A 26,447-nucleotide genomic window follows, 5' to 3' on the forward strand; every position below is an offset into this window, starting at 1 on the left:
TTTTCCTATTTATACAAAACTTCTGAGTAGGGCGATTTCTTTGATCCAAAGAGGGGGGCCGTCAGGGGTTTCTAAATATTTGGGCAAATGGCGGGTGCGGGGATCTTGCATGAGGAAGCTAAAGCATTCCATGCCTATCTCCCCTTCTCCGAGGGGCTTATGGCGGTCGACACGAGAGCCTAGGCCTTTAGCCGAGTCGTTGAGGTGGAAGGCGTATAGGTGTTCTAAGCCTACGACCCTATCAAATTCTTTAAGAGTAGCGTCAACAGCTTCGGCAGTACGCATATCGTAACCCGCGACAAAGGCATGGCAGGTATCGATACAGACGCCTATGGGGATCTTTTTCTTTACTTTTTCTAACACGTAGGAAAGTTCTTCGAAGCGATATCCTACAGCAGATCCTTGCCCGGCCGTGCATTCTAGCAGAAGGCGGGTATGCCCTTCTCCGGCTTGTTTTTCTATAAGCAAAAGACTTTCGACAATTTTATCAAGACATGCTTCACGCGATTCTTTTGTGGCAGCGCCGGGATGAAAGTTAAGGAAAGTCAGGTTCAGTTGATGGCAGCGTGTAAGTTCTTCACTGAAGGCTTGGCGGCTTTTGGCCAGTAATTCAGGATCGGGTGAGCCAAGGTTGATAAGATAGCTGTCGTGGCTCATGATGGATTGAATGCCTGTCTCATCTAAAGCATACTTCCAACGGTCAAGTTCGTCCGGGGTGAAAACTCGGCCTTTCCACTGTTTCTGATTCGAAGTGAAAAGCTGCACAGTAGTAGCGCCGATTTTTTGGCCTTCTAACAGTGCTTTATGCACGCCGCCGGCGGCAGAAGTATGAGCGCCAATAAGTAGATGGGCAGGATCATCAAGTAGATGGGCAGGATCATCTTTCATCATTTTTCCTTTAGATAAATCAGGTAGATCATACCATCGTTAGGGCGTTCTTTACAAATAAGGAAAATAATTCTAAAAGCGCGCATCATACAATGTTATGAAACAAGATACTTTTAAGACAATTGCCCGTTCAGCAAGACATTTTTTGAGCGGAACAGTATTAAGCCGAGTAACAGGATTGATCCGGGATGTCGCTACTGCTTATGCGTTTGGCGCTGATGCAAGTGTTGCAGCTTTTTTAGTTGCCTTTCGTTTTTCTCATCTTTTCAGACGGATTTTAGGCGAAGGTGCATTGCAAGGGGCTTTTACTCCACGCTACGAAAAGTTGAAGCATGAAGACCCTGTACAAGCGGCATTATTCTACCGTGATCTTCAGTATGGATTAGGCAGTTTACTCTTTGTATTCATCCTTTTTAGCATAGGGATTTTGCAGTTTGCAAACGGATGGAGCGGCCTTTCAGCAGGAAATCACGAGATTATTCTGCTGACGACCTATTTAATGCCGGGTTTATTTTTCATTTGTTTATATGGTCTGAATGCCTCTTTGCTCCAGTGTGAAAGTAAGTATCTCCTGTCCAGCGCGGTTCCTTCACTTCTCAATTTAGGTTGGACAGTCGGAGTATTGCTCTTAACAGGGCTTCCCTCTGCGCAAGCAATGCCTTGGCTTGCCTTATGCGTAGTATTGGCCACAGGACTACAGTGGGCAGCTACGGTGCCTGCCTGCCGGAGCATAGTACATAAACTTGCGCCCCAAATGGCATGGAGGAGCTGGGATATTTACTCTTTAAATGTGAAAGCCCTCGTCAAACCCATGCTATTGACAATTGCGGGCGTTGCAGCTACACAGGTCAACTCGGCAACGGATGCTCTTTTTGCTCGCTATGCCGACTTGGAGGGGCCTGCTTACCTATGGTATGCCATCCGGCTGCAGCAGCTGCCGCTGGCCCTTTTCGGCATTGCCATCGGAAATGCGATTCTGCCCCCGCTGGCACGTGCTGCCCGTGAAGGAAATCAGGAACGTTTTCAAAGCTTTATCCGCTATGCATGGAAGGCCACTCTCGCGTTAATGATCCCTATTACTTTGGGAATTTTCCTTTTTGGCGGCTGGGCTATTCAATTGATTTTCGGACATGGAGACTTCAATAGTCAGGATGCAGCTATGACATTCTACTGTTTGGAAGGCTATGCGATTGGACTTATCCCCTCCGCTTTGGTGATCTGCCATCTTCAGGGGTTCTTTGCGCGGGGCGACTATAAAACACCGATGCGTGCTTCGCTAGGCTCCGTCGTATGCAATACCTTTTTGAATGCGCTATTTATCTTTGGATTGGGTTGGGGAAGCGTGAGCGTAGCGATTGCAACAGGAATAAGTGCGTGGGTAAACTTAGGATTGTTCTATGTTTTCAGGCCTAAATTGAGCCCATTATTTGGAGAAGCTACTTGAGATGAACATGAAGCGCGGCCAGAGGCCGCGCTACAAGACTATGAGCTGTGAGCGAGGAAGTCGCACACTTCATGGATATCGATTTCGATAGGAAGAGGGATCTGCTCGATTTCAGGAAAGGAAAGCATTTTCCCACTGAAAGAGGACTTGTCTAATTCGTAGAAATCTGGAACGTTGCGTGTGGGGTTTTCCAACGCTTCGCCGATAGCTTTCATTTGACGGGAGCCTTCTTTGATCGAAATAATTTGACCTGGGCGAACTAGGTAAGAACGGATGTCCACTTTTTTGCCGTCAACGAGGATATGTCCATGGGACACTAGCTGTTGTGCAGCGAAAATTGTGCTTCCGAACTTAAGCCTGTAGACAACGACGTCCAGGCGTGATTCTAGTTGGTGCATCAAGTGCATCGGGGTAGGGCCTTCGCGACGGAATGCCTCTGTATAATACTTCATGAGCTGTTTTTCTGTTAGCATGCCATAGACAGCTTTCAGTTTTTGTTTCTCTTCTAGTTGCAGACCGTAGTCTGACTTCTTACGGCGGCGTGCTCCGTGCATACCCGGGGGGTTTGGCTTATGGAGCAGGGGATTGCGGGCGCGTCCGAAAATGTTAATTCCGAAACGGCGGGCAACACGGTTTTTATTTCCTCTAAAACGGGCCATTGTAATCCTCAATTAAGGCAAATTTCCCCGTTTGGCTACTAACGGGTTTTTAAAATTTGACGAAGCGATAGATGGATTATTCCATACTAGCGCTTAAAATTCAACTTTCTTGCTCAAAATCTCTAGGCATCCTAAGCTAAAATTAATTGTAGAATTATGATTAGAGATTTTTCCTTATGCAAGAGCCCTCATTTTCGCATTTACAGCACGCTGCTCAAGAAGTTGCAAAAAGCCAGACTGCGGAAGAGAAAATCGCTTCTCTTATTAAAGCATTCGAGCTGTTCAACTTAGAAACCCAGAATTTAGCTGGAGCTTATGAAGCTTTAAAAGAACAATTCAAAGCTGTGAACTTGGAATTGGAAGAAAGCAATAGACAGCTGAAGCTGAAAATCTCTGAATTGGACGTGATCACCTATTATCTCGATAGCATTTTAAGCAACATTTCTCAGGGTATTATTTTTATTGATCTCATCGGAAATATCACCACTTATAACTCCTCTGCTGAGCGTATATTAGAAGTCGACCGCTTAGATGTTTTATTTCAGCCCTTTTGGAATAAGTTCAATGATGAGCATTTTGGGTTTTCGATGAGCAAAGCCCTGAAAAATAAGCGCGCTCCGCATATGACATTCACAACGATAAAACTCCCCAACGGCCAAATGCGCGAATTGGAAATTGATACAAGTTTTGTATTACAAAAACGCAACGAAACAACGATTACACGTGTCTCCCCTACAATAGACTTCATGAAAGGCTTGATCGTCATATTGCGTGATATGACCGATTTAAAGCGTTTACAAGGAATAGCCAACCGTAACGACAGGATGAAAGAGCTGGGGGAGATGGCAGCTAAAGTGGCGCATGAAATCCGTAATCCCTTGGGAGGAATTAAAGGTTTTGCTGCATTACTACAACGCGATTTAGCTGCAAATCCTGAGCTCCAGAAAATGGCCCATTATATTGTAGAAGGAACGGATACGATCAATCATTTAGTCAACAATGTCTTAACTTATTCCCGGCCGATGGATCTGCATTTAGAGTCGATTGATCTGAACGAATTGTTAAAGGAAATCATCGATTATATGCGAGCAGATGCGCTAATGACAGCTAAGCATCAATTAGTTATACATTCAAAAGACGAAAAAATATTCGCACCTGTCGACGCTTCCCAATTTAAATCTGCCTTATTGAATATTGTAATTAATGGGATCCAAGCAATGCCGGATGGAGGCAAAATCGAGATTACATTACGGCGTGATCCTAAGATGGCAGTTGTCATTGTTAAAGACGAGGGAACAGGTATAGCACCCGAGAATCTAGAAAATATTTTCTCCCCTTTCTTCACCACAAAAGAACAAGGGAACGGTTTCGGTCTGGCCGAGGTATACAAAATTATGCAGGTCCACGGCGGCACAATTGACGTCGAATCCGAGATAGGCAAAGGGAGCACCTTTGCGCTGCACTTTCCCCTATCTTTAGATTCATAAATTAGACTTCTTTCTCAATCAAAGCCCATTTCAAAAAAAGACTATTCTCTCTTTTTTTTGAAAGCTTGATAACCGTTATTTTTTCATCGATAGGTCTAGGATTTAGGTGCGAATTGGGTTTTAACTTGCTATAGCCTAGGGCAAACTATATAATTATTTTTAGGACAAATAGGTGAATTATGGCCATAGAACGTATTTTAGTCGTCGACGATGAAGCGATTTTACGTAATTTTCTTTCGGAGACCCTAAGGCGGCGCCACATCGAAGTACATACGGCAGAAAATGGGCAAAAAGCTATAAATGCTTTACGATCAAACACTTACGATATGGTCATCACCGACATGAAAATGCCGGACATGACAGGTCTTGATGTTTTAAAGAAAGCTAAAGAAATTTCACCCCAGACGATTGTTATCGTAGTGACTGCATACGGCAGTATAGAAAACGCAGTAGAAGCGATGCGCTTGGGTGCATTCAACTACCTTATCAAGCCTTTCTCCCCTGACACCATCGAAGCCTTAATAGACAAAGCCTCCGAGCACATCTCCCTAGTAGAAGAAAACCATTATCTAAGACAGCAGGTGACCGGAAGCACACTTTCTTCCAATGCTCCCTCTATAATCTACGTTAGCAACATTATGCACGATATCGTAGAGAATGTGAACCAGATTGCCAAGAGTAATGCTAACGTCTTTATCACAGGCGAATCCGGGACAGGAAAAGAAGTGATCGCTCAGGCTATCCATTACAATTCAAAACGGGCGTTTCACCCCTTCATCAAAGTTAACTGTGCCGCCATCCCCGACACCTTAATCGAGTCCGAATTTTTCGGTCACGAAAAAGGAGCCTTTACCGGTGCTTATACTGGAAGGAAAGGACGTTTAGAACTGGCAAATACCGGGACACTCCTGTTGGATGAAATCACCGAAACGCCTCCCATGCTACAAGCAAAATTACTGCGAGTGATACAGGAGCAAGAGTTCGAACGTGTAGGCGGCGCTAAAAGCATCTCCATCGATGTACGCTTTATCGCTACAACTAACCGTAATATCCGAGAAGCTGTAGCCAATAAGATCCTTAGGGAGGATTTGTATTATCGCCTTAACGTGGTGCCTATCCACCTCCCCCCTTTGAGAGAACGTAAAGACGATATCATCCCTCTTGCCGAACATTTCATTGCTGCGATGAACCGTGAATATGGTTCTAGTAAGACCCTATCAGACAGTGCTAAAAAGAAAATTATGAACTACGAATTCCCCGGCAACATCCGTGAGCTTGCTAATATTGTAGAGCGGGCTTTTGTACTTGTAGATGCTGCTGTCATAGGCCCTGAGCACTTATTGATTTCAGGGAACCTTATGGAAACACCCTTACAGAAAAATGAGACCAGTGATTCCATCAACTTTCCTGTCGGGCTATCTTTAAGAGAATTGGAAAAACATTTGATCATCGAAACATTGACTAAATTTCATAGCCGCCGCAAAGCAGCAGAAGTGTTAGGCATTTCAGAAAGGACGCTCCGGAATCGTTTGCAAGAATACAAAAATGCCGGAATAGAATTTACTTCACAGGATCAAATTTAGTTATCTTCCCTTCAGGATTGAGGGTAGTCTTGTAAATCCATTTTTCGGAATTTTCGCGCATCAGCCTATCGCAGCCGTAAGCAACCCCTTTTGCAAATCCATATTTTCTCATGGCATCTAAAGTATATTGTGAACTGCTCGGAATAAAGTTGCTGCGAGGGCCATCCGCCGGTGAGATCACTTCTTGGTGAAAACGGATAAGGCAGACGCCAGCCTCTGCTAATGGGTTATGAGAGCCGCAGCAAGGGCTGGGTGGATCACAGGGTTCATAAAACGCCAGGGATTCATCAGGTCCCCAAGGAATCTCTCCCTGTATCAGATGGCTGCAAAACAAAAGATAGATGACCAGAGAGAGAGTTTTTTTCATATTAAAATGCCGTTTGGAAAAGAAGGACAGGGAATAAACGCCCCTTAATCATCATTTCTTTTCCGAGGGTATTATAGATGCACTCATTGTATTCCTTCGCAGCGAGGCCTGCACCGTTAATACCGCCAATATACCAGCCTAACTCCAAGCTTGTCGTGATAAGACCTGCAGCCCAATTCCCTTTCTCAAAGAAAGTATATGCAGCCGCTGTAAAAAGGGTGTTTATAATTAACGAAGTGGCAGCAGCCTTTTCCTGTCCCACATAGTAGTATCCGGCACCCGGTAGTATAGCATTCAGTGTTTGGGCTTTTCTGACGGATAGCTTTTTACAGCAATACTCCTGAGCAAATCCTTCAATTAAATTCACTTCTTCGCAGGGAAGATCGCTGGCAAGGCATTTAGCTGCGACAAGGTCGCCTAGGACTAAACTATCCGCAGTGCGCAAGCGTACTCCAATTTCTGTATCGCAAGCATCGATCAGTTCAAGGATGCGGAAAGCTTTAGGATATTGTTCCGTATGCATATAGGAGTCATATACTGCGATTAATAACTCACGAATAGCTGGAAATTGCGCATTGACATCGGTTAATGTTCCGCATTCGAAATTATTGAGGGCATCTTGATATCTCCCCCCTAAATAATAGGAGAAGAAAATTCCGTATTCTATCTGCTGCTCCCTTTCTAGATTATCTTCGCCTGCAAAAAGAATATGCGCCCTTTTGAAAGCGGTGATAGCCCTATACAAATCCAATTCACAGGCAAGCTTCTCACCCACTAGAAGTTCTTTGCCCCAATCTGAGCATCTTTCTTCAGGAGTGAGATCCGGAAAAGCGGAAGGCAGGGTAGTGATGTGGCAAACTTGGGGCGTATAGCCAAGGGTAGGTTCAAGTAAACAGCTGCGAGGGCTGCATGCCGTAGTCATAAGGGCTAATAACAAGAGGCATAATGTAGGGATGAGTTTTTTCATGTTTTTTCTGTGTAAAGAGCACCCTCTAGGATTTAGAGGGTGCAGAAAGTGATTAACGGCAAGGACCGCAGCGTTTTCTTACGCAGCGTGATCTTGAGCGAGCTACACGTTTTGCCTGATTAGATCTATCGGAATAATCAGGTTGGGTATGTGTCAGCTCAGCAACTTCTTCGTCTTTGGGGAAGCCTAAGGGGCCTGTACCTCCGCAATCTACAAAGTCACCCACATTTAAGAAGTTAAGCGCTTCCTTCACTTCGTGTTTCCACATTGGAACAGGCTTATTACGTATCTTAAAGATGTTTTGCTGATGCCGTGTCAAATTGTTAATCTCTTCTTCCGTATCGATTAATTTCGGACGGATGAAGATCATCAAATTCCGTTTCGAATCACTGTAGGTTTTATAGCTGAATAATGCTCCTAACAGTGGTGCTCCACCTAAGCAAGGCACTTCATTACGATAACGGGTCTCGTCATCTTGTATCATACCGCTTATGATTAAGAAGTAGCCGTCTGGGATATGAACACGTGTTTTTGTCGTGTTCTTGCTCGTCGTTGGGCCTGCTCCGGCGTCGCTAAGGAGTCCATTCTGTCCGCCGCCGCCACCGCCGCTCGATGTAGGGTTGTTGATGACGTTGCTAACTTCTTCGGCAATATCCAAGGTAATGATATTGCTGGGCCCTAAGGTAGGCGTGACAGTCAGACGTGTACCGATATCCCTGAATTCAAAGTTACTGGTGATAACGTCCCCTGTATTGTTTGCTACAGAGTTAGTACGGAACTGAGTATTGATACCTACAAATATTTCAGCCGGTACGCCATCTTCAGTTAAAATCTTAGGATTGAGGATAACGTTACCGATATTTCTTTCATGTAGAGCTGTGATCAAAGCGCCGATAGAGTTAAACTCCAAACCAAAAGCTTTATTCACAATATGTTGACCGATGATACCTAAGGTATAACCCGGCGAAGAAGCAAACTGTGTACCGTTAGGAGTTGATGCTGTCGCTTGGCCTGCGGCATTTACTGTCACACCTGTTGAATTCAGTGCTTGAGGAAGTGTAGATGCACCGGCAATAAAGCCTTGGGAACCTGAGAAGTTACCCCCGCCGAAACGTGTAGCCCAGTTAACGCCATAATTTAACGAGTCTGTGATCGTTGTATCCAATATCAACATCTCGATAAAGACTTGTCGTAATGGAATGTCCATTTCATTGATTAGCTCGATGACCTTATCCAGCTCTTCGGGAGGACCGCTAAATACCAACGAATTAGACTCTTCCAGCCACTGGATGCTGTTGATGGTAGTGATCAAAGCAGCATTTATAGCTTCGGAATCCAAGAGGCTCAATCCGATTTTTTTGATAGCTTCATCAATTGCATCGCCTTTGCGGAATTGCAATTTATAGATATAGAATTTGGTACGTTCAACAAATCCCACAGGCAAGGTAGGGTTCAGTCTACCAAATCGTGCTTTCTGTCCGGAATAGATCGAATCATCTGGGGACAATTCAAAGATCCATAATCCTTTGCCGTCAATAATCCAATGCCCTTTAGGGCCTAATAAATTGCCGTTCTCATCGACAGGCAAAGTTGCTCTTATAGCATCTAAAGATTGACCGGGAAGTAATTGTTGGAAATACCAGTTTCCTTGCGGATCCACTTTCCAATATCCATCAGGGGGAGGAATATCTGTGGGAAGGGGAAGATTACCTACTCCACCGGGTCTTAAGCTTTGTCCTTGCTTTGTAAAATCTATAGGAATGGGCGGGGCGCCGGGTGTGGCAACAGTGCCCGCTAAACCAGGGATAAAGGGATTTGTCTCAGAACCGGACAGGTTGTCTTGCAAAGTGGGTTTATAAACCCATCTGCCGCGATCGTCCAGTTCCCATTTACCACGCAAACCATCAATGGATCCGGGAAGCCCATCAGGACCTAGATCTGCAGTGCCTACTCTGCCTTTAAGGGCAGCAGCAGCGGCTCCCTCGGGAGTTTCGTCCCCGCGCAGAGCGGAGCGCCAAGCATCGTAATTCATGAACTGGATATTCTTCAGATCATAAACACCTGTCGTTCCATCTCTTTGGTCAAGCCTGTACAAGATAGGCATGATCCTTTCCATGATGAAAGGAGAAGTCATGATGAAGATACTATTGGAAGCTCCATGAGGAACCAAGGTCAGTGGTTGTTCACGCGCAATAGGCTTTAATACGCTTTGCGCCAGTTCAACAAGGGAGTCCAGTGAAGTATTACGTACAACGTACTGGCCGATTGTTTGGCTGCTTGCGGGAGCGTCCACTCCGCGTAAAACCTGTACTATTTGCCTGACATTATCTCTGAAATCACTGATGACCAGGTGATTGGTCTCACGGAAAACTTCTACGATCCCCCTGGATGAAATCAAATTGCTGATTACGTTCTGAGCAGTCTGAGCATCCAGAGTATTCAACTGTATTACTTGAGTGATGATGTCAGCATCAATGGGAATAGAGTAAGGGTTGCCGTAATTGTCTATGACGACATTGCCCAATCCTTTGACGCCGGGATTTCTGTGGATCAAGAAATTGTCGCCTTCCTCAATAATGGACAAATCGTGGATGCGCAAAACTTGCAAAAGAGTAGCCATGATTTCTTCAACAGTGACTGCTTCCTCGGAAACAATAGTCACATTGAACTGAAGATCATTTTCGTCATAAATGAAGTTACGGTTTGTTAGTCGGCTGACAAAATGAATATATTCAGTGATAGCAATGTTGTTAAAGTTAATCTGGATAGGTTTTGTCTGTGTCTTCAATCCCACTGCCGGCTGGGCGGTAGGTTGCACAGGCGCCGCTTGGGCGATAAGGTTGTAATCTTCATAATTTCTAGAGGGCGCTGAACTATCTAAAACCAGACCTACGCTGCGTTTTTGCTGCAAAGGCTGCTCTTGCCAATAATATTCATCACTTTCAAAAGAAGTTTGTTGCTGCGGTTTAGGAGTGATAGAATGGACTATCGCGGTAGCACCTTCCAAACTTTTTTCAGAAGAATTAGCTCCATATCCTGATTGTGTATTCCAACCGACTGCAGCTCCGCTTGGGGCTGTCTGGTAATTACCGGGACCTTCTAAAAGCTCTCGAAAATGTTTTTGCAGGGGTTCGCTCGAAACAAATTGATCCGGGTCGAGCCTTTCGTCTGCGACTTCCCAATCTTGATCTGAAAGTACATTATCGTTCCAAAGGTCTTGCTCATTGCCGGAAGCGGCATTTAAGAATGACCCATACTGAGGCTCTACATTTCCCGCGATAGGATAGAAGGAGGCGGGGGTAGTGGATTGTCGTACAGAAGCTACTCTTAGGTCTACATTAGATCTGTTATAGGCTGAAGAATTCTCCGGTTGCGGAGGCGTGGGGTATATCAACTCGACATCATCCTCATCAGGATCATCTACAGGGCCTGTAGCTTCCAAGAATGGGAGAAAATGATAAGTCTCATTAGGAGAGGTTACAGGCTTGCTCCTCGCCGCTGTCTTAGGGCTTAGACCCTGATGCGGAGGAGGATTTTGCTTGGGGTACATATTGAAGGGCACTGTCTGCTGAAGCAGAATAATGCCTGCACCTTCTGTTTGTCCTAATGAGGATTGTGCAGCTTGTGGAAAAACCGCAATGGCACCCAAGAAAGCGAAGGCTTGGATGTTTTTTCGTAGAGTACGCGAAAAGGCTGCTTTCATGTAGTTTTTCAAATTATTATGTTGCGATATTTCCGTAGAGAAGTCCTGCTGAAAGTCTTACTACACCTTTCTAAACAGTTCCTTTCTTTCCTGCATAATGCGAATACCTAAAGTTCACTTTTATTTCAGAGAATCAGATTTTTCCGCCAGTCAAAAAACACATCTCCTCGCTATTTTTTATTTTCAATCTAAGAAAAGACATAAATGATTTCTTCGTACTTAATTGACATTTAAACAAAATCTAATTAGAATTTTAAAATTATATTAAAGGTTTTATTATGAAGCTTAGTCGATCAGCAATATTTATTACTTTTTTTTGCATAGTGTTTACTTCTACCTTTGCAAAACAACCTGAGCCGTATACATTAGACAAAGAAATGCGTAATGCTATCGACTCCATCGGACACACGTTCCAAGTTAACTATGGACCTACACCCTGGAAAAATGAACAATATAACTGGTATCTCGACCAAAAATTAGAAGAGACAAAGCAGGCAATTACTCCCCAAACCTCCATAAAAGAATTTCAACACCATCTAAACGATTTCTTCAAATCGATGAACGACCTGCATTCGTGCATCATCTTTCATTCCACAGCCTTCGCATCTTTGCCTTTTGAGCTACGCACTACAGAAGGTCGGTTTTTCGTGCATCGCTTTATGGATAAACTAGCCGATAACGCATTTCAGATTTTAACTCCCGGTGATGAAATCCTCAGCATGGATGGCGAGCCTATTAAAACTGTTTTTGACCGCTTCTTAGCGCAAACATCTGTTAAAAACCCCTCTCCCAGTGATATCGGTTATGCCCTAAGCCGTTTTACCCGACGCGCTGGTGCAACCCTAAGTCCCATGCCGGAAAATCTTAAGAAGACAATTTTTGAAGTACGCAAAAAAGGTTCTAAGACAATACGTAAGATGTCTTATAAATGGAAGTACTCCCACGAGTCTATGCCCTTTAGAAAAGGACTTCATCCTGTCTTAACTATTAAACCCCTCGAATCTACTCCCTTTTATAGAGCCCTCGCGCGCGCCGATATTAATGTGGAAATTAAGCAAGATAACATGCTTATAGAACAATTGTTTGAACGGCTAGGAACCCCTACAGGCAAAGAAGTCATCCAGGCAATCCTAAATAAATACGCCCATTCAGAAGACTCCCTGGAAAATGAGTTAGATGAAGCAAAAATTGAAGAAATAATACGCTTCACTAAGCAGAAAGAGGGTACCGTCCTTCCTCCCTTAGGCAAGATCCTTTGGAAAAGCAACCCTCAAGACTATTTTGAAGCCTTTATCTATGAATTGGACACCAAGCAAAAAGTTGGTTTCATCCGTCTGCAAACTTTCATGCCTGACAATACCATTAATATCATATGGAAAATCCTGAAACAAAAAAAACTCGCCAAAGAGCCTTGGGATGAATTTGCAGATAAGATCAATTACTTCAAGGACCGCACTGATATCCTGGTGATCGATCAGACAGATAACCATGGGGGAGCTGATCTATACACTTTTGCCATAGCCAGCATGCTGTCAGACACACCCCTAGCAACATCGCCTGATCACCACACCCTTAATTCAGACCTTATAAGTTCAGCAGTAGAGATAAGTCAGCTTTCCGAGGATGAATTGATGAAAGAGCTTGAAGAATCAAACAGTTTCGTCAATCAAACGATCCTCGGATATCCTGCAGATATTCTCCATATGAACAGAATGATTTCCTACTATAAATATCTGCTTAGCTGCTGGAAAAAGGGTGAGGTTTATACAAACCCGGTCCATTCTCATGGCGTAGATAAAGTGATCCCTTCAAAAAAAGCCAGATACGTCAAACCGATCATCGTATTAATAGACGAGTTTGCCATGTCTTGCGGCGACGTATTTCCTGCCATGATGCAGGATAATAACCGTGCCTTATTATTCGGACATACGACAGCAGGTGCCGGCGGGGCCGTCAAAAAAACGGATTTTCCAAATCGCTTGGGGATAGATTTCTATGCTTATACTGATACTTTGCTTATCCGATCTAATGGGATGCCGATAGAGAATATTGGCGTCTCTCCTGATGTGCAGTATCATCTTACAGCAGAAGACCTTACGAACGGATATCCAGGATATATTCAAGCTTTAAAGGAACAAATCCGGAAGCTAGTTCCGAGTCCTATAAGAGAAAAAGAACCGATAACAGCTAAGTGATTTAAAGTAAGAGCTTTAAATCTTTCTGCTCCTTATCTCGATTCTGAGCAAAAACGGTACTTTAGGGGCAATTTTTTGCCCCTTTTTTGTTAGGTTTAGCAGCATTTTTTGTGCGACAACTACTTACAATCAACCAGTTGCTTATTGTTTTGGAAAAGTGCTTGCACCCATTCCCATCAACTGTTAAAGTCGGCCACCATAACGCCCCCAGAATATATTGTGGAAAGGTTGTTCATAACTTTTTACGTTACATAAATGGGGACATTATGGCATGATGACACACCGAAATCGGCAACACCTAGTACTAAGGAACAAAACACTATGTTATCTTGTGACCATCGAGAAGCTTGGAACCAATTTCTTGAATTCGCAAAAAAACACTGCTCCATCACCGCATTCGGCAACTGGCTTGCACCTATTAAAGTTCTTGAAGCGACTGAAGATGCCGTCACCCTAGAAATCCCAAACATCTTTGTAAAAGAGTATCTGTTATCAAACTATGCTAAAGATCTATGCGCTTTCTTACCCGTAAATGCTAAAGGTGAACCCAATATACTCTTTGTTATTGCGTCACAGCCTACTGCTGCCCTCCAGCCTTCCCTCCCCTCTCTGCCCTCAGTAAATACTGTAGCGCAAGGCCAAGGTCAGGGCGGAGTAAAACTTAACCCCTTTTATCGCTTCGATACATTCATCGAGGGACCTACCAACCAGTTCGTTAAATCTGCTGCCTATGGAGTAGCCGCCCGACCCGGCCAAAACTACAACATTCTTTTCATCCATGGTGGCGTAGGCTTGGGAAAAACCCATATCCTCCATAGCATTGGACACTACATCCAAGAACATCATAAAGGACTGCGTGTACAATGCATCACGACCGAAGCTTTTATTAACGATCTGGTCGACAGCCTACGTAATAAATCTATCGAGAAAATGAAGCGTTTTTATCGTTCTGATGTAGATGTACTCCTCGTGGACGATATCCAATTTCTGCAAAATCGTCTCAACTTCGAAGAAGAATTCTGCCATACATTTGAAACACTGATCAATCAACGCAAACAAATCGTTATCACGAGCGACAAACCACCTTCGCAGCTCAAACTCTCCGAAAGAATGATCGCACGTATGGAATGGGGTCTTGTCGCACATGTCGGCGTTCCAGAATTGGAAACACGCGTCGCTATTTTGCAGAGCAAAGCCCGTACGCGCGGTATCGATATTCCACAAAATGTAGCCTTCTACATTGCAGAACATATATTCAGCAACGTTCGTCAGCTTGAAGGCGCTGTCAATAAACTATGCGCTCATAGCAAATTGATGAACCTTTCCATTACTGAAGAACTTGTGATGTCCGCTTTGCGTGAAATGCTGCAGCAAGCTCCCGGCGCAGACCTTACCATTGACAACATCCTCAAAGGAGTAGCCTCCTTTTTCCAAGTGCGTGTCAGTGATATCAAAGGAACTTGCCGAGCCAAAGAAGTCGCTTTCCCTCGCCAAGTGGCCATGTATCTCGCCTGCAAGCTGATCAATGGCTCTTTGCAATCTTTAGGATCTGTTTTCGGAAAAACACACTCCACTTTGCTGCACGCGTGCAAGGCTATTGAGAAGAAACTAGAAGGCAATGAAACACTGCGCCGCCAGCTCAACATGGTAGAACGCCAGCTAACAGGCTAAGCCTCGCCTGCATTAGGCTGTCCTCACATCGCCACGGTCCCCGCGGGACCGCGGCGCCGACGTTGACAGGCTCGCTGCGCGATTACGTCAAGAAATTGCGGTTTTCACTGCAGAAACAAGTCATATAACTTAAGGGTAGATAGCATGACAAAATTTGCTATTGCTATTTGGGTTTATCCTGCAAAGGACTCGAATGGATTCGGTGTAGTGAAAATGTTTGACATGATCGCGTAGCGAGCCTGTCAACGTCGGCGACGCAGTCCCGCGGGGGACTGCGTCGATGTGAGATCGGTATGAAAACAACCATACTACAGACAACATAACGCAGGGAGAAGCTTCTCTGCGTTCTTTGCGTTCAAAAAACACCACACAGACCATAATACAGACAACATTGTGCTAGATCGGCGGTTTTTCTCTGTCAGGGTGATTCACTGGATGCGCTTCCAAATGCTTGGTAGGCTCCAAATGAGTCATCACGTTAACCTGATCCGCAGGGAAACTCTCAATCAACCTAACTTCAAGTACTGTGGCTCGCCGATGCACCTCATTCAATGTGAGCTTGCCGTCGAATAAAAGATGGACCTCAATCCATATGACGTCATTGACACGGCGGTGCCTAAGCTGATGGAAATCTTCGATTAGCTTTTCATCCACAGCGTTTTCCAGCAAAGCAAGAACTGTAGCATGCACATCTTCATCGATACGTTCCATCAGTCCTTGATAGGCTTGCAGACAGACCTGACCGCCCGTATAGAGAATCCACAATGCTAAAAATGCACCTACGATTGAGTCAACCCATGAGTAACCTGTCATCCATGTAGCAAAGAGGCTAATGACGACGCCCATACTTGTCCACATATCTGTTTGAATATGATATCCATGTGATTGAAGAGCTATATTATTTAAGTCTTTGCCTCGACGTATCAAGTAATAGCTCATGACGGCATTGATAACGATAACTACGACGACCAGCAGCGCGCCCATTTCTAGGTTGTGCGGTGTGAATCCCCTAAATAAAGAATTAAAGGCATTATATAGGGTTGCACCGCCTGTGAACAGTACCAACAATCCTTCAAAAGCAGCGGAAAAGTAAGCTGCCTTTCCGTGGCCATATCTATGTTCCCTATCGGGTGGTTTAGCTGCATACCATAGACTTAAAGAGGTAATACCCACGATTCCTATATGGAGTAAGGATTCCATAAAATCGGCGAATATTGCTTGGCTATTTGTGACAGCATAGGCATAAGCTTTAATGGCCAAGACGACAATTGCGCTTAGGGCGCTGAATGCCATTGGAACAAAATACTTGGAATCTTGGAGTTCAGAAATTTTTGCCATAATTATTTTGCCTTGCAAAAGGTCAGACCATAGATTGCTTGCGGACTTGCCTTCTGCAATAATTCTGCACAAATGCGAAGTGTCTGTCCTGTAGTGATAACGTCATCGACCAGATAGATTATTTTATTTTTTAATTTATGTGCATCCAATAATACGAAATTCTTGTTGTTAAGCTGCACTCTTTGTTCACGCAACATTCCTGCCTGGCTATAGTCGCCGGCATACCTACCTAAAGCCAAAGCCATACTGCTGCCAAGAATATTGCTCATCTCAAGGGCAAGCTGCTCGCTTTGGTTGAAGCCGCGCGTAAGGTAACGCATGGATGAAAGCGGCGCAGGGACAATATAATCCGGAAGCGGCCAATCCAATCGAATCGTCTGCGCAGCGAGGTAAGCTGCCATAGGTTGAGCAAGGAAGGCATGTCTTCCGTATTTGAATTGTTTGACGAGTGCTCCGGCGGGACCTTCATAGTCAAAGACAGATCCCAGGGCAATGAAGGGCGATTTTACGGCAATGCATCCATAACAAGGGAGGGAGGGGTCTTTCATGCTGAAACAGCGCTCGCATCGGTTATCTGGATTTAGGATTTCCATTTGTGAAATACAGAGGGAACATAATAGGTGGCTGCGATCCAAGTCACCTTCCCTGCAGTTCAAACAGGAAGGCGGAAAACAAAGATCGCAGAAGGAATGCCAAAGAGATTGTAAATGATGGACTTTCAACTTACCCTCTAGAACAATCTATCAATCATTTTTGGAGGGAGGTCCGATTTAAAAGCGATATTTTTCCAGGGGCCTATCATATGAAAGGCTCCTGAAGATGAACCTTTATTCTTAAAGCCCGGTAAATTCCATTGGCCAAAGATGTCTACCATTTTGTTATCGAAATCTATGTAGGAAGGATGTGGTGCTTTCTGATCCAAGCTATACTGTGCAATTGTCCCTAAGGGGAGAAAATCCACAGTAACATCCATTTGGGTTAAGCTTAGCTTCCCATCTTTTTGGAGATTGCCTTGAAGAGTCCCTTTGCCGCTAAGTGGTTCTGATTTCCATTTTCCTTGCAGTTCCACCTTATTATTGCCGGCATATACTGCTTCAATCCAAACCCTTCCCGGCACTGCAGGTGCTTCTTTCCACTCGATACCTAGCTCCCGCAGGTCATTTTGAATATTGGCAGCTTTTGCTTTTCCCTCAAAACGCATTCCCTGCAGTTTAAAAGAAGGATCAAAAGTCGCTTCCAAGTGGTCTACCTTCCATGAACCGATTTTTGTTTTACCCCCTTCGGCAATGAGGACGGTGTTGCCCTGGTTTTGGGTACTGCCTAATAAGGAAGCCTCCACCACTAGGTTTCCACAGCACGCTTTTATATTGTGCAGCCTCACTGCATCTTTGAACAATTCGATATTCCCATCCAAAGTCGTTTCAGCCTTTTTACCCCAGCTGAGGTGTGAATGGTCCAGATCTACCCACAATCGCTCAATTCCTTTGGAAAAGTTTATCCAGATTTTCCCTAATACAGGTTTTTCAGAATGATTTTTCAGGGAAATACGCGAAGATCCTAATTTCCAGATAAGCTCATTGGGGGTGAAGCTGGCAAAAAGGCCCTCGTTATCAAATTCTCCATCAATATCCACCACCCCATCCAAAGGAATATCTTGGTAACGCTCCCCGCCAAGCAATAATAATTCATTGAGAGGAATACTTTTTCCATCCAGGGTTCCAGAGACTTTTGTTAAAAAGCCCTGCTTAATTTTTGCTTTGAAATTCAAGGGGGCTGAGCCCAACTGTCCTTTGAATTCCCAATCCTTTAATAATTTATCCGCTGAGATTCCTATCGACACATTAGCTAACGCCATGGAAGAAGTAGAGAGTTGATGTATCCATGCATTTCCTGCGAGTCCACTGGAATTATAAGTTGCTTGGGTTGAAATTGTGCCTTCAAGATTAGCAATAGAGGGTAGAATTCCGGGGCCAGTCCAGCAGCTTACAAACTGATATAGTTCAGGAACTGAAACTTTATCCATATCTATGGAGAACGCGCCATTGGTATTGCTGGTGAAGTTGATCGTACCTTTAGCAGGAAAAATGCATTCTGCTCTAACTGCAACATCGCCTTTATCGCCGGATAGCTTGACTGCGGGTAAATAGACTTCTCCCGAAGGTGTTTTTAAGGCAATATCGTCAAACGACCAGCTTCTAAGCCGTATGCCTTTACGTCCGCTAGCATGTTTCACAGCTCGCCAAACAGCATAGAGGGGAAGCATGCTTGCATCGCCTCTTAACTTATTGATTCTAACGTCGAATAGAACAAAAGGCGGCTGCCAGCCATATTGCCATTCTACAACAATATCTTGTGCTTCTGCGGATCCCACACCCTGCTTTTTAACAGACACATTGTGTAAGATTAAAGTATTTCCTTCGCGCTCTTTGTGGGAAAATGTACATTCTCCCCCTAGCAATTTGCCGCAAGTCTGCGCAGTATGGCGTTCGAGCAATATGCCTACAAACACATCACGTAGTAGAAGGCCCATAACTAACAATAGGGTTAAGGAAATACTAATCCAAGCTATCTTACGCACGGCTTTTTCCTTTTTTAAGGACAACGCTAGGTTCAAATAAGTTCATAGTTTCATAAATTCATCAAATGATTGCAACTATTCATAAATCTTGCAATGGTATGCAATAAACCCTGAATTTATATGCTCATATTACTTGTTTTTTCTTTTTTAGCGGGAATAGTCACAGTTTTTTCACCGTGTGTACTTCCAGTTTTGCCCCCTCTTTTAGCCGCAGGCTACACAAAAAATCCTTCTCGTTCCTGGGGAATTATCTTAGGGTTCATCTCGTGCTTCACTTTTGCGATATTAACTTTAAGCCAAGCCCTGCATTCTATAGGAGCCACCGGAAACTGGTTACACCTGATAGCTGCAATAATTTTGGGGGTTTTTGGACTGATACTGCTGATCCCTAAATTGGGTGAGATATTCGAACGTTTGGCCGCTCCCATAGCGCGTTTAGGTAATACTATTTCTACACGTACTGCAGAGGGTTTTGGTGGAGGGGTCTTGCTGGGTTTTGCCTTGGGATTGCTTTGGACTCCCTGTGCAGGTCCAATCTTGGCAACGATTATCATCCTTTCTACATTAAATGCTGTTTCATTAACGACCGTCGGCATAACTCTTGCCTATGCTTTAGGTGCGGCGATACCCATGATGTTTATCATGCGAGGCAGTTCCTACCTAAAAAAGAGTCTTTCTTCCCACCCAAGTGCAAGCGCAACCTTACGTTCTATTTTCGGAGTACTAACCATCGCTGCGGCAGTAGGCATAGCTACAAATTGGACCGAAGTCTTTCAAAAGTTAGCATTGGAATACATCCCGATCATTGAAGTGGAAAATAACGCCCTAGTCAAAAAAAGGTTGGCCGGTTTAGTGAAAGCCGATGCAGGTAATTCGTTTGTTCTACGTGTCGAAGACATGAATGCGACTAAAGATGGCGTGCTTCCCCTTCTAGGTAAAGCTCCTGCGTTTCCTGCCAATGATAAATGGCTTAACTCCAAACCGCTTACTATGAATGAACTAGAAGGAAAAGTTGTTCTGATAGATTTTTGGACCTACAGCTGCATAAACTGCCTGCGTACCCTACCCTATCTAAGCCGCTGGTATGATAATTATAAGGATAAGGGTTTGGTTATTGTCGGAGTACATACTCCGGAGTTTTCCTTTGAAAAAGTCCCAGAAAATGTCCAAGATGCCATCAAAAGGCTGCATGTCAACTATCCTGTTGTTTTAGATAATGACTATGCCATCTGGAAGTCCTATGGCAATCTTTATTGGCCCGCCCATTATCTTATCGATAAGCAAGGTAATTTGCGTTATTTCCATTTCGGAGAAGGGAAATATATTGAAACCGAGAATGCTATCCGCTCCTTATTGGGGTTGACGCCGATGAATGGGATCGATGAGATGGACCGGCGCAGGGCCACTACTCCTGAAACCTATTTAGGTTATAAGAGGGCCCAAGGATACCCTTTTGAGTTGGATATCTTCCGCGATAAAGAACATCGCTATGTCCCCCAAGAAGTCCCTAATCCTGATCAGGTTACTCTTGAAGGCGATTGGATCGTCCATGAAGACCATGCCGAATCCACAAGCCCGCGCAGTTATATCCGTATTAACTTCATCGGGACCAAGGTTTACCTGGTTTTAGGCGGAATGAGCAAAGAACCCGTGCAAGTAATGCTTGATAGTAAACCGCTTCCGGCTAAATACTATTCGAAAGACATGAACTCGAAAGGCCAAATATTTATCAAAGAGCCGCGAAAATACGACATGATAGATCTTGGCCGTGACTACGGAAGGCACGAATTGCAAATTCACATACCCGAAGGTATCTCAGCCTATGCTTTCACTTTCGGCGATGAGTAAATAGCAGCCGGCCTATGATCTAATTAGAATGTAATAAAGGAACATATATACACATGCGCGACATCGTCATATTAGGAAGCACCGGATCTATCGGCAAAAGCACACTCGCTATTGCAAAACATCTGGGCAAAGATAAGATACGAGTTCGCGCACTTGCAGCGCAAAACAACATCGATGAGCTGGCACGCCAAATAGAAGAATTTCATCCTGAAGTCGTCGCCGTTTATAAAGTCGATAAGGCAGAGCAACTGCAAAAACGTTTTCCGTCTCTAGAAATATTAAGTGGTCAGGAAGGGATCAATGCTGTGGCAGGACTTTCCGGAAAGCCGCTTGTCATTTCTGCCATCAGCGGAACTCTTGGTCTGCAGCCGACTCTCGCCGCCATCGAGGCTGGTAATGAGGTCGCCCTAGCCAATAAAGAAGCGCTTGTTTCCGGGGGCGAACTCCTAACGAAGTTAGCAAAAAAACACAAAGTCAACATTCTCCCTTTAGATAGCGAACACAATGCGATATTCCAATGCATCCAAGGGATAAAGCATACGGAAATCAAGAAGCTCATCGTTACTGCCTCCGGCGGACCATTCCTGAAGTACGACGAAGAACAGCTACGTACAGTGACTCCAGAATCTGCTTTAAAACATCCCAACTGGAGCATGGGACCTAAAGTGACTATCGATTGTTCCACGCTGATGAATAAAGGACTCGAAGTCATTGAAGCACACTGGATTTTTGATATTCCGCTAGATCGCATCGAAGTCGTCATACACCCACAAAGCATTGTACATAGCATGGTAGAAACTGTGGATAATTCTATCCTGGCACAGCTATCACCACCCGACATGCGTTTACCCATTCAATATGCCCTGACCTATCCGCATCGCATTCGGGGAATTACACCCTCATTAGATTTTTCAAAAATGCAAAAGCTAGAGTTCTATCCGCCCGACACACAAAAATTCCGCTGCCTAAGCCTGGCTTATGACGCACTCCGCTCAGGAAAAAGCTATCCTTGCTATATGAATGCCGCCAACGAGATTTTAGTCGGACGTTTTCTTAAAGGGGAAATCCCCTGGAATGGGATTGCCCTCGGCATTACGGATCTAATGGCAAAACACTCCCCTATCGCCATAAATTCCGTACAGGATGTCTTGTTTATTGATGAAGAAGCACGCCGACATGCGGAATGTATAAAATTCACATAGCAAGATTCCTAAATTCTGTGCATAATATGCTTTTATTGCATTACTAGGTTTTCTTAAATGTTGATCACTGCTTTTTATACACTCCTAAAGTTATTCGCGTTAGGCCTGCTCATATTCATCCATGAGCTCGGCCACTATTTTGCTGCCCGCTGGGTGGGTATGCGTGTGGAAACCTTTTCCATAGGTTTCATGCGCCCTATCTACACTTGGGAACGTAATGGAACAAAATGGAAAATCTGCTGGCTTCTGTTTGGCGGATATGTCAAGATCGCCGGCACGGAAGCTGAAGAAGGAGTGGATCCCTATTCTATTAAAGATGGATATTTTGGGAAAAAACCCCTAGAACGCATTATCGTTGCTGCTGCAGGCCCTGTCGCAAACCTGATTTTTGCTTTGCTAGCATTTACAGCTCTTTGGGGTGTAGGCGGACTGACGCAAAACTTCTCCGAACATACGAATATTATCGGATGGGTAGATCCTCATTCAGAAATCTATGCTAAAGGCGTACGTCCCGGCGATGAGATCAGCGCTTATAACGGACATCCCTTTCATGCTGCGCAAGACCACATCGAAGCTCCTATGACCAGCGGCGATGCTATTGTCATCACCGGAAACAAGGTCAACTATTTTACAAAAGACAAAACACCTTTCGAATATGTTGTAAATACGTACCCTCATCCAGTTGCAGGTGCTAAAGGAATTAAAACAGCCGGTATCCTGGGGTCCGCGAGCTACGTATTATATGATAAAACGCTGAACGGCAAGGACAATCCAATCTCTCCCCAGTCCCCTATGCTAGCCAGCGGTATCGAGAGCGGCGACCGCATTGCTTGGGTCGACGGCGAACCGATTTTCTCCAATACACAGCTTAATCGTGTCCTGAATGACGGAAGAGTCCTGCTCACCGTCCAACGTCAAGATAAAACATTATTGCGCAGAGTCAAAAGACTTCCTGTACAAGAACTTAAGCTTGATCAGAGCTATAAAGACGAACTTACCGACTGGCAATACGAAGCGAAGTTGACAGGCAATAAGCTTCAACAGCTTTATATGATACCTTACAACTTGACGAATGACGCTGTGGTGGAAGGCCCCTTTAAACTTGTGGATGAAGATATTGAGAAATTGGCTTTTACCGATATCCCTTCTTCTTCATTTAACGAAAATTTACAAGAAGGCGACCGTATCATCGCAATCGATGGACAGCCCATCCAGCATTCATACCAGCTACTCTCATTGCTGCAACATCGCCTAGTCCATGTCATCGTGGAAAAATCTACAACTCTTTCTACCCCGCTTCCTTGGAACAAGGCTGACGATGAATTCCGTAAATTAATCGATATGGATGCCATCAACGCTATTGCAGCAAGTATCGGCACTAAACAGGCGGTCACTCAGTCAGGCAGCTACCTTATGCTGAAGCCATTTAAGCCTATTTCTCAGTGGGACTATATCCGCGGAAGCCAGGATTTACAGCCGCTTCAAAATAGAATGGACCTGCTGCAGAAAGAAATTGCTAATCTGCCTGATCCAGAAAAACGTGCTATTGCACAAAAAAGTTTAGAAAATGAACAGAAAGAATTGATGCTCGGATTGCCTAATGTCCAAGACCGGAAAGTCCTTTACAATCCGGGACCTATCGATATGTTTTTTGGAACTATCGAGGACATCTGGCGTTTCCTCAAAGCATTATTCAGTATGTCACTAAGCTTGAAGTGGATTGCAGGCCCTATCGGTATCCTTCAAACCTCCGTATCCAATACCTGGGCTAGTGTAGGCGGCGCACTGCAGTGGTTAGGGTTTATCAGCATCAACTTAGGGATATTGAATCTCTTGCCCATACCGGTGCTAGATGGTGGATCGATTGTGCTCTCCACCTATGAGATGATTACAGGCCACCGCCTGAAGCCTAAGACAATGGAAAAACTTATCCTTCCTTTTGCCTTGGCGTTAATAGCAATCTTTGTCTATGTCACTTTTAACGATATTAATAGACTTTTCAACTTCTTTTAAGGATATAAAATGACTGTAGACACACAAAATAAGTCAAAATCACGCAGCATCGACCTCGTTTGGATCGTGGTCGATGATTTCGACCAAGCGATTGAATTCTTTACGCAGAAAATCGGCTTTGTCCTCGACAACCGTTCTGACGAGATGGGTTGGGCAGAATTACTTGGTACCGGCGGTTCACGTCTAGGTATCGCTAGAAAAAGCGAATTCACTCCGATCAATTCAGGATCCAATGCTGTCGTTACCATTACTGTGGATGACATTTCTATTTCACGCGAAGAGCTGAAAAGGAAAGGGGTAAACCTGAAGGGAGAGATCATGGAAATTCCGGGCGAAGTCAAAATGCAGATGTTTTCTGACAACAACGGAAACTTGTTTCAACTCGTTCAACTTTTAAGCTAAACGTTTAGATTTGGGAATACGGCAATTTCTCGCCGTATTCCCAAATACTATTCATCATATTTTATACCCTTCATCATATTTTAGATTTTCTTTATAATCTTTTTGAAGCTCTTCCAACCTAGCAATCTCTTGCAAATTGTTCTGGTAGACAGTATTTTCTTTAAGTATTTCTGCTATCGGGCGTTTATCCGTTTTGCCTATGACCCTAAGTTTTTGCTCTTCCTTCTCGTTCTCTGCCTTCATTTTCTCAATCTGATCATACCTTACTTTAGCGGTAGTCAAACCTCTTTTAAAGGGTCGAGCAGTGTCCTTTGTAAAGTCACCTGCGACCATTAGAGAATCAAATTCCGACTTTGTAATGCGTGTTAACAGCTTTCGGGCAGTCTGTGAACTTTTGTAGATATAGGCACTCTTATACGCATCTAGTATCAAGCATTCATACTTAGTCTCATTTAAGCAGCTATCTACCACCTCATCAGGAATCCTCCACTTAGGACTCCACTTATAAAGCTTCGATAAGGATTTGACATCTTCAAATGATTTTGTAGGTAAAGACTTGAATTGTTCCAACATAAAATTCAGGTCAATAGTTACATCACCTAATTTTATCCCTGAATAATATTGAGTTCCAAATAAATCAATGAAGGAAGGAAATCCTTTTGCGTCTAAACGCTCCTTAAGAGCTTTTAATATGAAGTCCTTTGACAAATTATGTCGAACACATGCCCCACAAAATTCAGAATAACTATTCTTTTCTAAGAGACGTGGGGAAAGCTCTGTAAGTTTTTGATTAAACTTTTCTTGATTAGCGGGGGATAAAAATTCAGTTAGTCTCCAAGTCCTGTGGAATAAATTATTGTAATCCTTATGAATCTCAATAACGTAATCCACTATGGCATCTTGTTTGTTTTCTGCAAAAGCTACCATATCTTTCCTGTCCCAGTCCGTATAACTTTGAATATAATTCTCACACAATCTCTTATTAAAATAATCCTGGTCCCTCAATACTTGGGACTGTGGTGAGCGGACTTCTTGTAAGGCACGGTTAAATCCTGCGCTGACAAGAAATAGAAGAACACCTGCTGTCATAGGTATAGGAGATAGATAAAAGGCGCCTACGGAAAATGCTGTTAAACCGATCCCCATGCACAAACGGGTCTTAAAGATATTAGACAGATATTCCTGGTAGGGTGGAGCGTATACATCATAACGTTCCTTCCAAAAATCAGGTGTATTATTTCCTGGAATCTCGGTAAAGAGTTTAACCGGTACAATTGCAGAAGACATATTAAAATCCGTTATAATAATATAAAAAAAATTATTATAACATCAAAACAACTTAAATTCAATTATAAATACTTAATAAAAAAACTTAATGGATACTTGTAAAGACATGACTTGTGGTCCCTTACCTCAAAGTTGCCCACTTTTTTCATTTCGACTTAAAATATTATTTTAGAGTTACTTCAGTATTCGACTCAAAAGTTTAGAAAAAAAGTGTCAAGTGAATAGCAAGCTTTGGGCTGTCTTCTTAATTCGCTTTTATGACAACGTTGACGAGCGGAAAAAAGCTCAGGAGGTTCTTGTTGATCAATACCTTGCACAAGACAATCCAAGGCCAGACTATCGGTTGTTCATATAAGACGCCAGTAATAAACAAGAAGAAAGATTTCTTTAACCACCTTTGGCAGGATATCCAGGTGGACAATGCCATAATTAATCATTGTTCTCCATTTTGCTACCTCAACATGATTTAAGAGTTCGCATAGATGAGGTTTCTGTCCCGGTAGTCCTCTTTTCAGGGCGTTTGGATTTTGATTCTATTCCCTTACAACTCTGGAAAACTTTTAAGAAACCGGCAAACTTTATGGCTATTGACTGCGGAGAAACAGGTCATTGGCCACAGCTAGAAGAACCAGCATTTTTTACACACTCGTTTGAAAATTGGCTGCGAGAACAAAAAATGATAAGCGAGAAGGACATTGTGGATATTCGACAATGTCCATCACTTTTTGGTACAAAATCAATCAACAAAATGTCGTTTGTCGATTTGTTGAAGGTTTAATAAGCCAACCTTCGATAACTCCTTCCGTATCTGATTT

19 protein-coding genes are annotated in these 26,447 nt (G+C 43.8%); 10 read left to right on the forward strand and 9 right to left on the reverse strand.

Translation table 11 applies throughout. The features are described from left to right. Window positions 1–9: 9 nt before the first annotated feature. Entirely contained in the window at window positions 10–891 is an 882-nt protein-coding gene (locus tag WC222_08095) for a deoxyribonuclease IV (protein ID MFA6916343.1), read from the reverse strand. A 94-nt stretch (window positions 892–985) separates the two neighbouring features. Here WC222_08095 and murJ point away from each other — a divergent pair, with 94 nt between their 5' ends. After that, on the forward strand, window positions 986–2,332 hold the full coding sequence (murJ, locus tag WC222_08100) for a murein biosynthesis integral membrane protein MurJ (GenBank protein ID MFA6916344.1): 1,347 nt from the start codon (window positions 986–988) through the stop codon (window positions 2,330–2,332). Window positions 2,333–2,370: 38 nt separating this feature from the next. Here murJ and rpsD read toward each other — a convergent pair whose 3' ends face one another. Further along, window positions 2,371–2,991 (reverse strand): 30S ribosomal protein S4, encoded by a 621-nt coding sequence (gene rpsD / locus WC222_08105; GenBank protein ID MFA6916345.1) that lies wholly within the window; start codon window positions 2,989–2,991, stop codon window positions 2,371–2,373. 176 nt (window positions 2,992–3,167) lie between these two features. Between rpsD and WC222_08110 the strand changes: the two genes are divergently transcribed. Together WC222_08110 and WC222_08115 are read left to right on the forward strand one after the other, a co-directional pair. Beyond that, entirely contained in the window at window positions 3,168–4,478 is a 1,311-nt protein-coding gene (locus WC222_08110) for an ATP-binding protein (GenBank protein ID MFA6916346.1), read from the forward strand. Window positions 4,479–4,657: 179 nt separating this feature from the next. Beyond that, entirely contained in the window at window positions 4,658–6,061 is a 1,404-nt protein-coding gene (locus WC222_08115; GenBank protein ID MFA6916347.1) for a sigma-54 dependent transcriptional regulator, read from the forward strand. Here WC222_08115 and yidD read toward each other — a convergent pair. From yidD to WC222_08130, 3 genes are read right to left on the reverse strand one after another with little or no spacing between them, the layout of a single operon-like run. Further along, entirely contained in the window at window positions 6,039–6,428 is a 390-nt protein-coding gene (gene yidD / locus WC222_08120) for a membrane protein insertion efficiency factor YidD (GenBank protein ID MFA6916348.1), read from the reverse strand. The two genes, WC222_08115 and yidD, sit on opposite strands and share 23 nt — an antisense overlap. Before the next feature lies 1 nt (window position 6,429). Beyond that, complete coding sequence (locus WC222_08125) at window positions 6,430–7,395, reverse strand: tetratricopeptide repeat protein (GenBank protein MFA6916349.1); 966 nt, start codon at window positions 7,393–7,395, stop codon at window positions 6,430–6,432. A 52-nt stretch (window positions 7,396–7,447) separates the two neighbouring features. Beyond that, entirely contained in the window at window positions 7,448–11,098 is a 3,651-nt protein-coding gene (locus tag WC222_08130) for a secretin N-terminal domain-containing protein (protein ID MFA6916350.1), read from the reverse strand. Between the two features lie 278 nt (window positions 11,099–11,376). Between WC222_08130 and WC222_08135 the strand changes: the two genes are divergently transcribed. After that, window positions 11,377–13,293 (forward strand): protease-like activity factor CPAF, encoded by a 1,917-nt coding sequence (locus WC222_08135; protein MFA6916351.1) that lies wholly within the window; start codon window positions 11,377–11,379, stop codon window positions 13,291–13,293. Between the two features lie 321 nt (window positions 13,294–13,614). Continuing rightward, complete coding sequence (gene dnaA / locus WC222_08140) at window positions 13,615–14,964, forward strand: chromosomal replication initiator protein DnaA (GenBank protein MFA6916352.1); 1,350 nt, start codon at window positions 13,615–13,617, stop codon at window positions 14,962–14,964. Window positions 14,965–15,360: 396 nt separating this feature from the next. Here dnaA and WC222_08145 read toward each other — a convergent pair whose 3' ends face one another. From WC222_08145 to WC222_08155, 3 genes are all read right to left on the reverse strand, one after another. Continuing rightward, complete coding sequence (locus WC222_08145) at window positions 15,361–16,302, reverse strand: cation diffusion facilitator family transporter (protein MFA6916353.1); 942 nt, start codon at window positions 16,300–16,302, stop codon at window positions 15,361–15,363. A gap of 2 nt (window positions 16,303–16,304) precedes the next feature. Further along, complete coding sequence (locus WC222_08150) at window positions 16,305–16,937, reverse strand: ComF family protein (GenBank protein MFA6916354.1); 633 nt, start codon at window positions 16,935–16,937, stop codon at window positions 16,305–16,307. 95 nt (window positions 16,938–17,032) lie between these two features. Further along, a complete protein-coding gene (locus WC222_08155; protein MFA6916355.1) occupies window positions 17,033–18,880 on the reverse strand; it encodes a hypothetical protein in 1,848 nt (615 codons plus the stop codon). 120 nt (window positions 18,881–19,000) lie between these two features. On the opposite strand from WC222_08155, the gene WC222_08160 reads away from it, so the two are divergent. Genes WC222_08160 through WC222_08175 form a run of 4 tightly spaced genes read left to right on the forward strand, consistent with a single transcriptional unit; the run spans window position 19,001 to window position 24,345 of the window. Further along, window positions 19,001–20,728 carry a cytochrome c biogenesis protein DipZ gene (locus WC222_08160; protein ID MFA6916356.1) on the forward strand — a complete coding sequence of 576 codons (1,728 nt, stop codon included), beginning with the start codon at window positions 19,001–19,003 and terminating at the stop codon, window positions 20,726–20,728. 53 nt (window positions 20,729–20,781) lie between these two features. After that, on the forward strand, window positions 20,782–21,930 hold the full coding sequence (dxr, locus tag WC222_08165; GenBank protein ID MFA6916357.1) for a 1-deoxy-D-xylulose-5-phosphate reductoisomerase: 1,149 nt from the start codon (window positions 20,782–20,784) through the stop codon (window positions 21,928–21,930). A 57-nt stretch (window positions 21,931–21,987) separates the two neighbouring features. Continuing rightward, window positions 21,988–23,943, forward strand: a complete 1,956-nt coding sequence (locus WC222_08170) for a site-2 protease family protein (protein ID MFA6916358.1) — start codon at window positions 21,988–21,990, stop codon at window positions 23,941–23,943. 9 nt (window positions 23,944–23,952) lie between these two features. After that, complete coding sequence (locus WC222_08175) at window positions 23,953–24,345, forward strand: VOC family protein (GenBank protein ID MFA6916359.1); 393 nt, start codon at window positions 23,953–23,955, stop codon at window positions 24,343–24,345. 54 nt (window positions 24,346–24,399) lie between these two features. Here the strand turns inward: WC222_08175 and WC222_08180 are convergent, their stop codons facing one another. Further along, complete coding sequence (locus WC222_08180; protein ID MFA6916360.1) at window positions 24,400–25,632, reverse strand: hypothetical protein; 1,233 nt, start codon at window positions 25,630–25,632, stop codon at window positions 24,400–24,402. 580 nt (window positions 25,633–26,212) lie between these two features. On the opposite strand from WC222_08180, the gene WC222_08185 reads away from it, so the two are divergent. Beyond that, window positions 26,213–26,410, forward strand: a complete 198-nt coding sequence (locus WC222_08185) for a hypothetical protein (GenBank protein MFA6916361.1) — start codon at window positions 26,213–26,215, stop codon at window positions 26,408–26,410. Window positions 26,411–26,447 lie beyond the last annotated feature (37 nt).

The organism is Parachlamydiales bacterium (genome assembly GCA_041671045.1).
GTDB lineage: Bacteria > Chlamydiota > Chlamydiia > Chlamydiales > JABDDJ01 > JABDDJ01.

Coding starts and splice junctions, on each gene's coding strand:
- WC222_08110 (MFA6916346.1), top strand. CDS start 3,168: ATGCAAGAGCCCTCATTTTCGCATTTACAGCACGCTGCTCAAGAAGTT.
- WC222_08125 (MFA6916349.1), bottom strand. CDS start 7,395: ATGAAAAAACTCATCCCTACATTATGCCTCTTGTTATTAGCCCTTATG.
- WC222_08170 (MFA6916358.1), top strand. CDS start 21,988: ATGTTGATCACTGCTTTTTATACACTCCTAAAGTTATTCGCGTTAGGC.
- yidD (MFA6916348.1), bottom strand. CDS start 6,428: ATGAAAAAAACTCTCTCTCTGGTCATCTATCTTTTGTTTTGCAGCCAT.
- murJ (MFA6916344.1), top strand. CDS start 986: ATGAAACAAGATACTTTTAAGACAATTGCCCGTTCAGCAAGACATTTT.
- dnaA (MFA6916352.1), top strand. CDS start 13,615: ATGTTATCTTGTGACCATCGAGAAGCTTGGAACCAATTTCTTGAATTC.
- WC222_08175 (MFA6916359.1), top strand. CDS start 23,953: ATGACTGTAGACACACAAAATAAGTCAAAATCACGCAGCATCGACCTC.
- rpsD (MFA6916345.1), bottom strand. CDS start 2,991: ATGGCCCGTTTTAGAGGAAATAAAAACCGTGTTGCCCGCCGTTTCGGA.
- WC222_08115 (MFA6916347.1), top strand. CDS start 4,658: ATGGCCATAGAACGTATTTTAGTCGTCGACGATGAAGCGATTTTACGT.
- WC222_08145 (MFA6916353.1), bottom strand. CDS start 16,302: ATGGCAAAAATTTCTGAACTCCAAGATTCCAAGTATTTTGTTCCAATG.
- WC222_08185 (MFA6916361.1), top strand. CDS start 26,213: ATGGCTATTGACTGCGGAGAAACAGGTCATTGGCCACAGCTAGAAGAA.
- dxr (MFA6916357.1), top strand. CDS start 20,782: ATGCGCGACATCGTCATATTAGGAAGCACCGGATCTATCGGCAAAAGC.
- WC222_08180 (MFA6916360.1), bottom strand. CDS start 25,632: ATGTCTTCTGCAATTGTACCGGTTAAACTCTTTACCGAGATTCCAGGA.
- WC222_08135 (MFA6916351.1), top strand. CDS start 11,377: ATGAAGCTTAGTCGATCAGCAATATTTATTACTTTTTTTTGCATAGTG.
- WC222_08160 (MFA6916356.1), top strand. CDS start 19,001: ATGCTCATATTACTTGTTTTTTCTTTTTTAGCGGGAATAGTCACAGTT.
- WC222_08095 (MFA6916343.1), bottom strand. CDS start 891: ATGATGAAAGATGATCCTGCCCATCTACTTGATGATCCTGCCCATCTA.
- WC222_08130 (MFA6916350.1), bottom strand. CDS start 11,098: ATGAAAGCAGCCTTTTCGCGTACTCTACGAAAAAACATCCAAGCCTTC.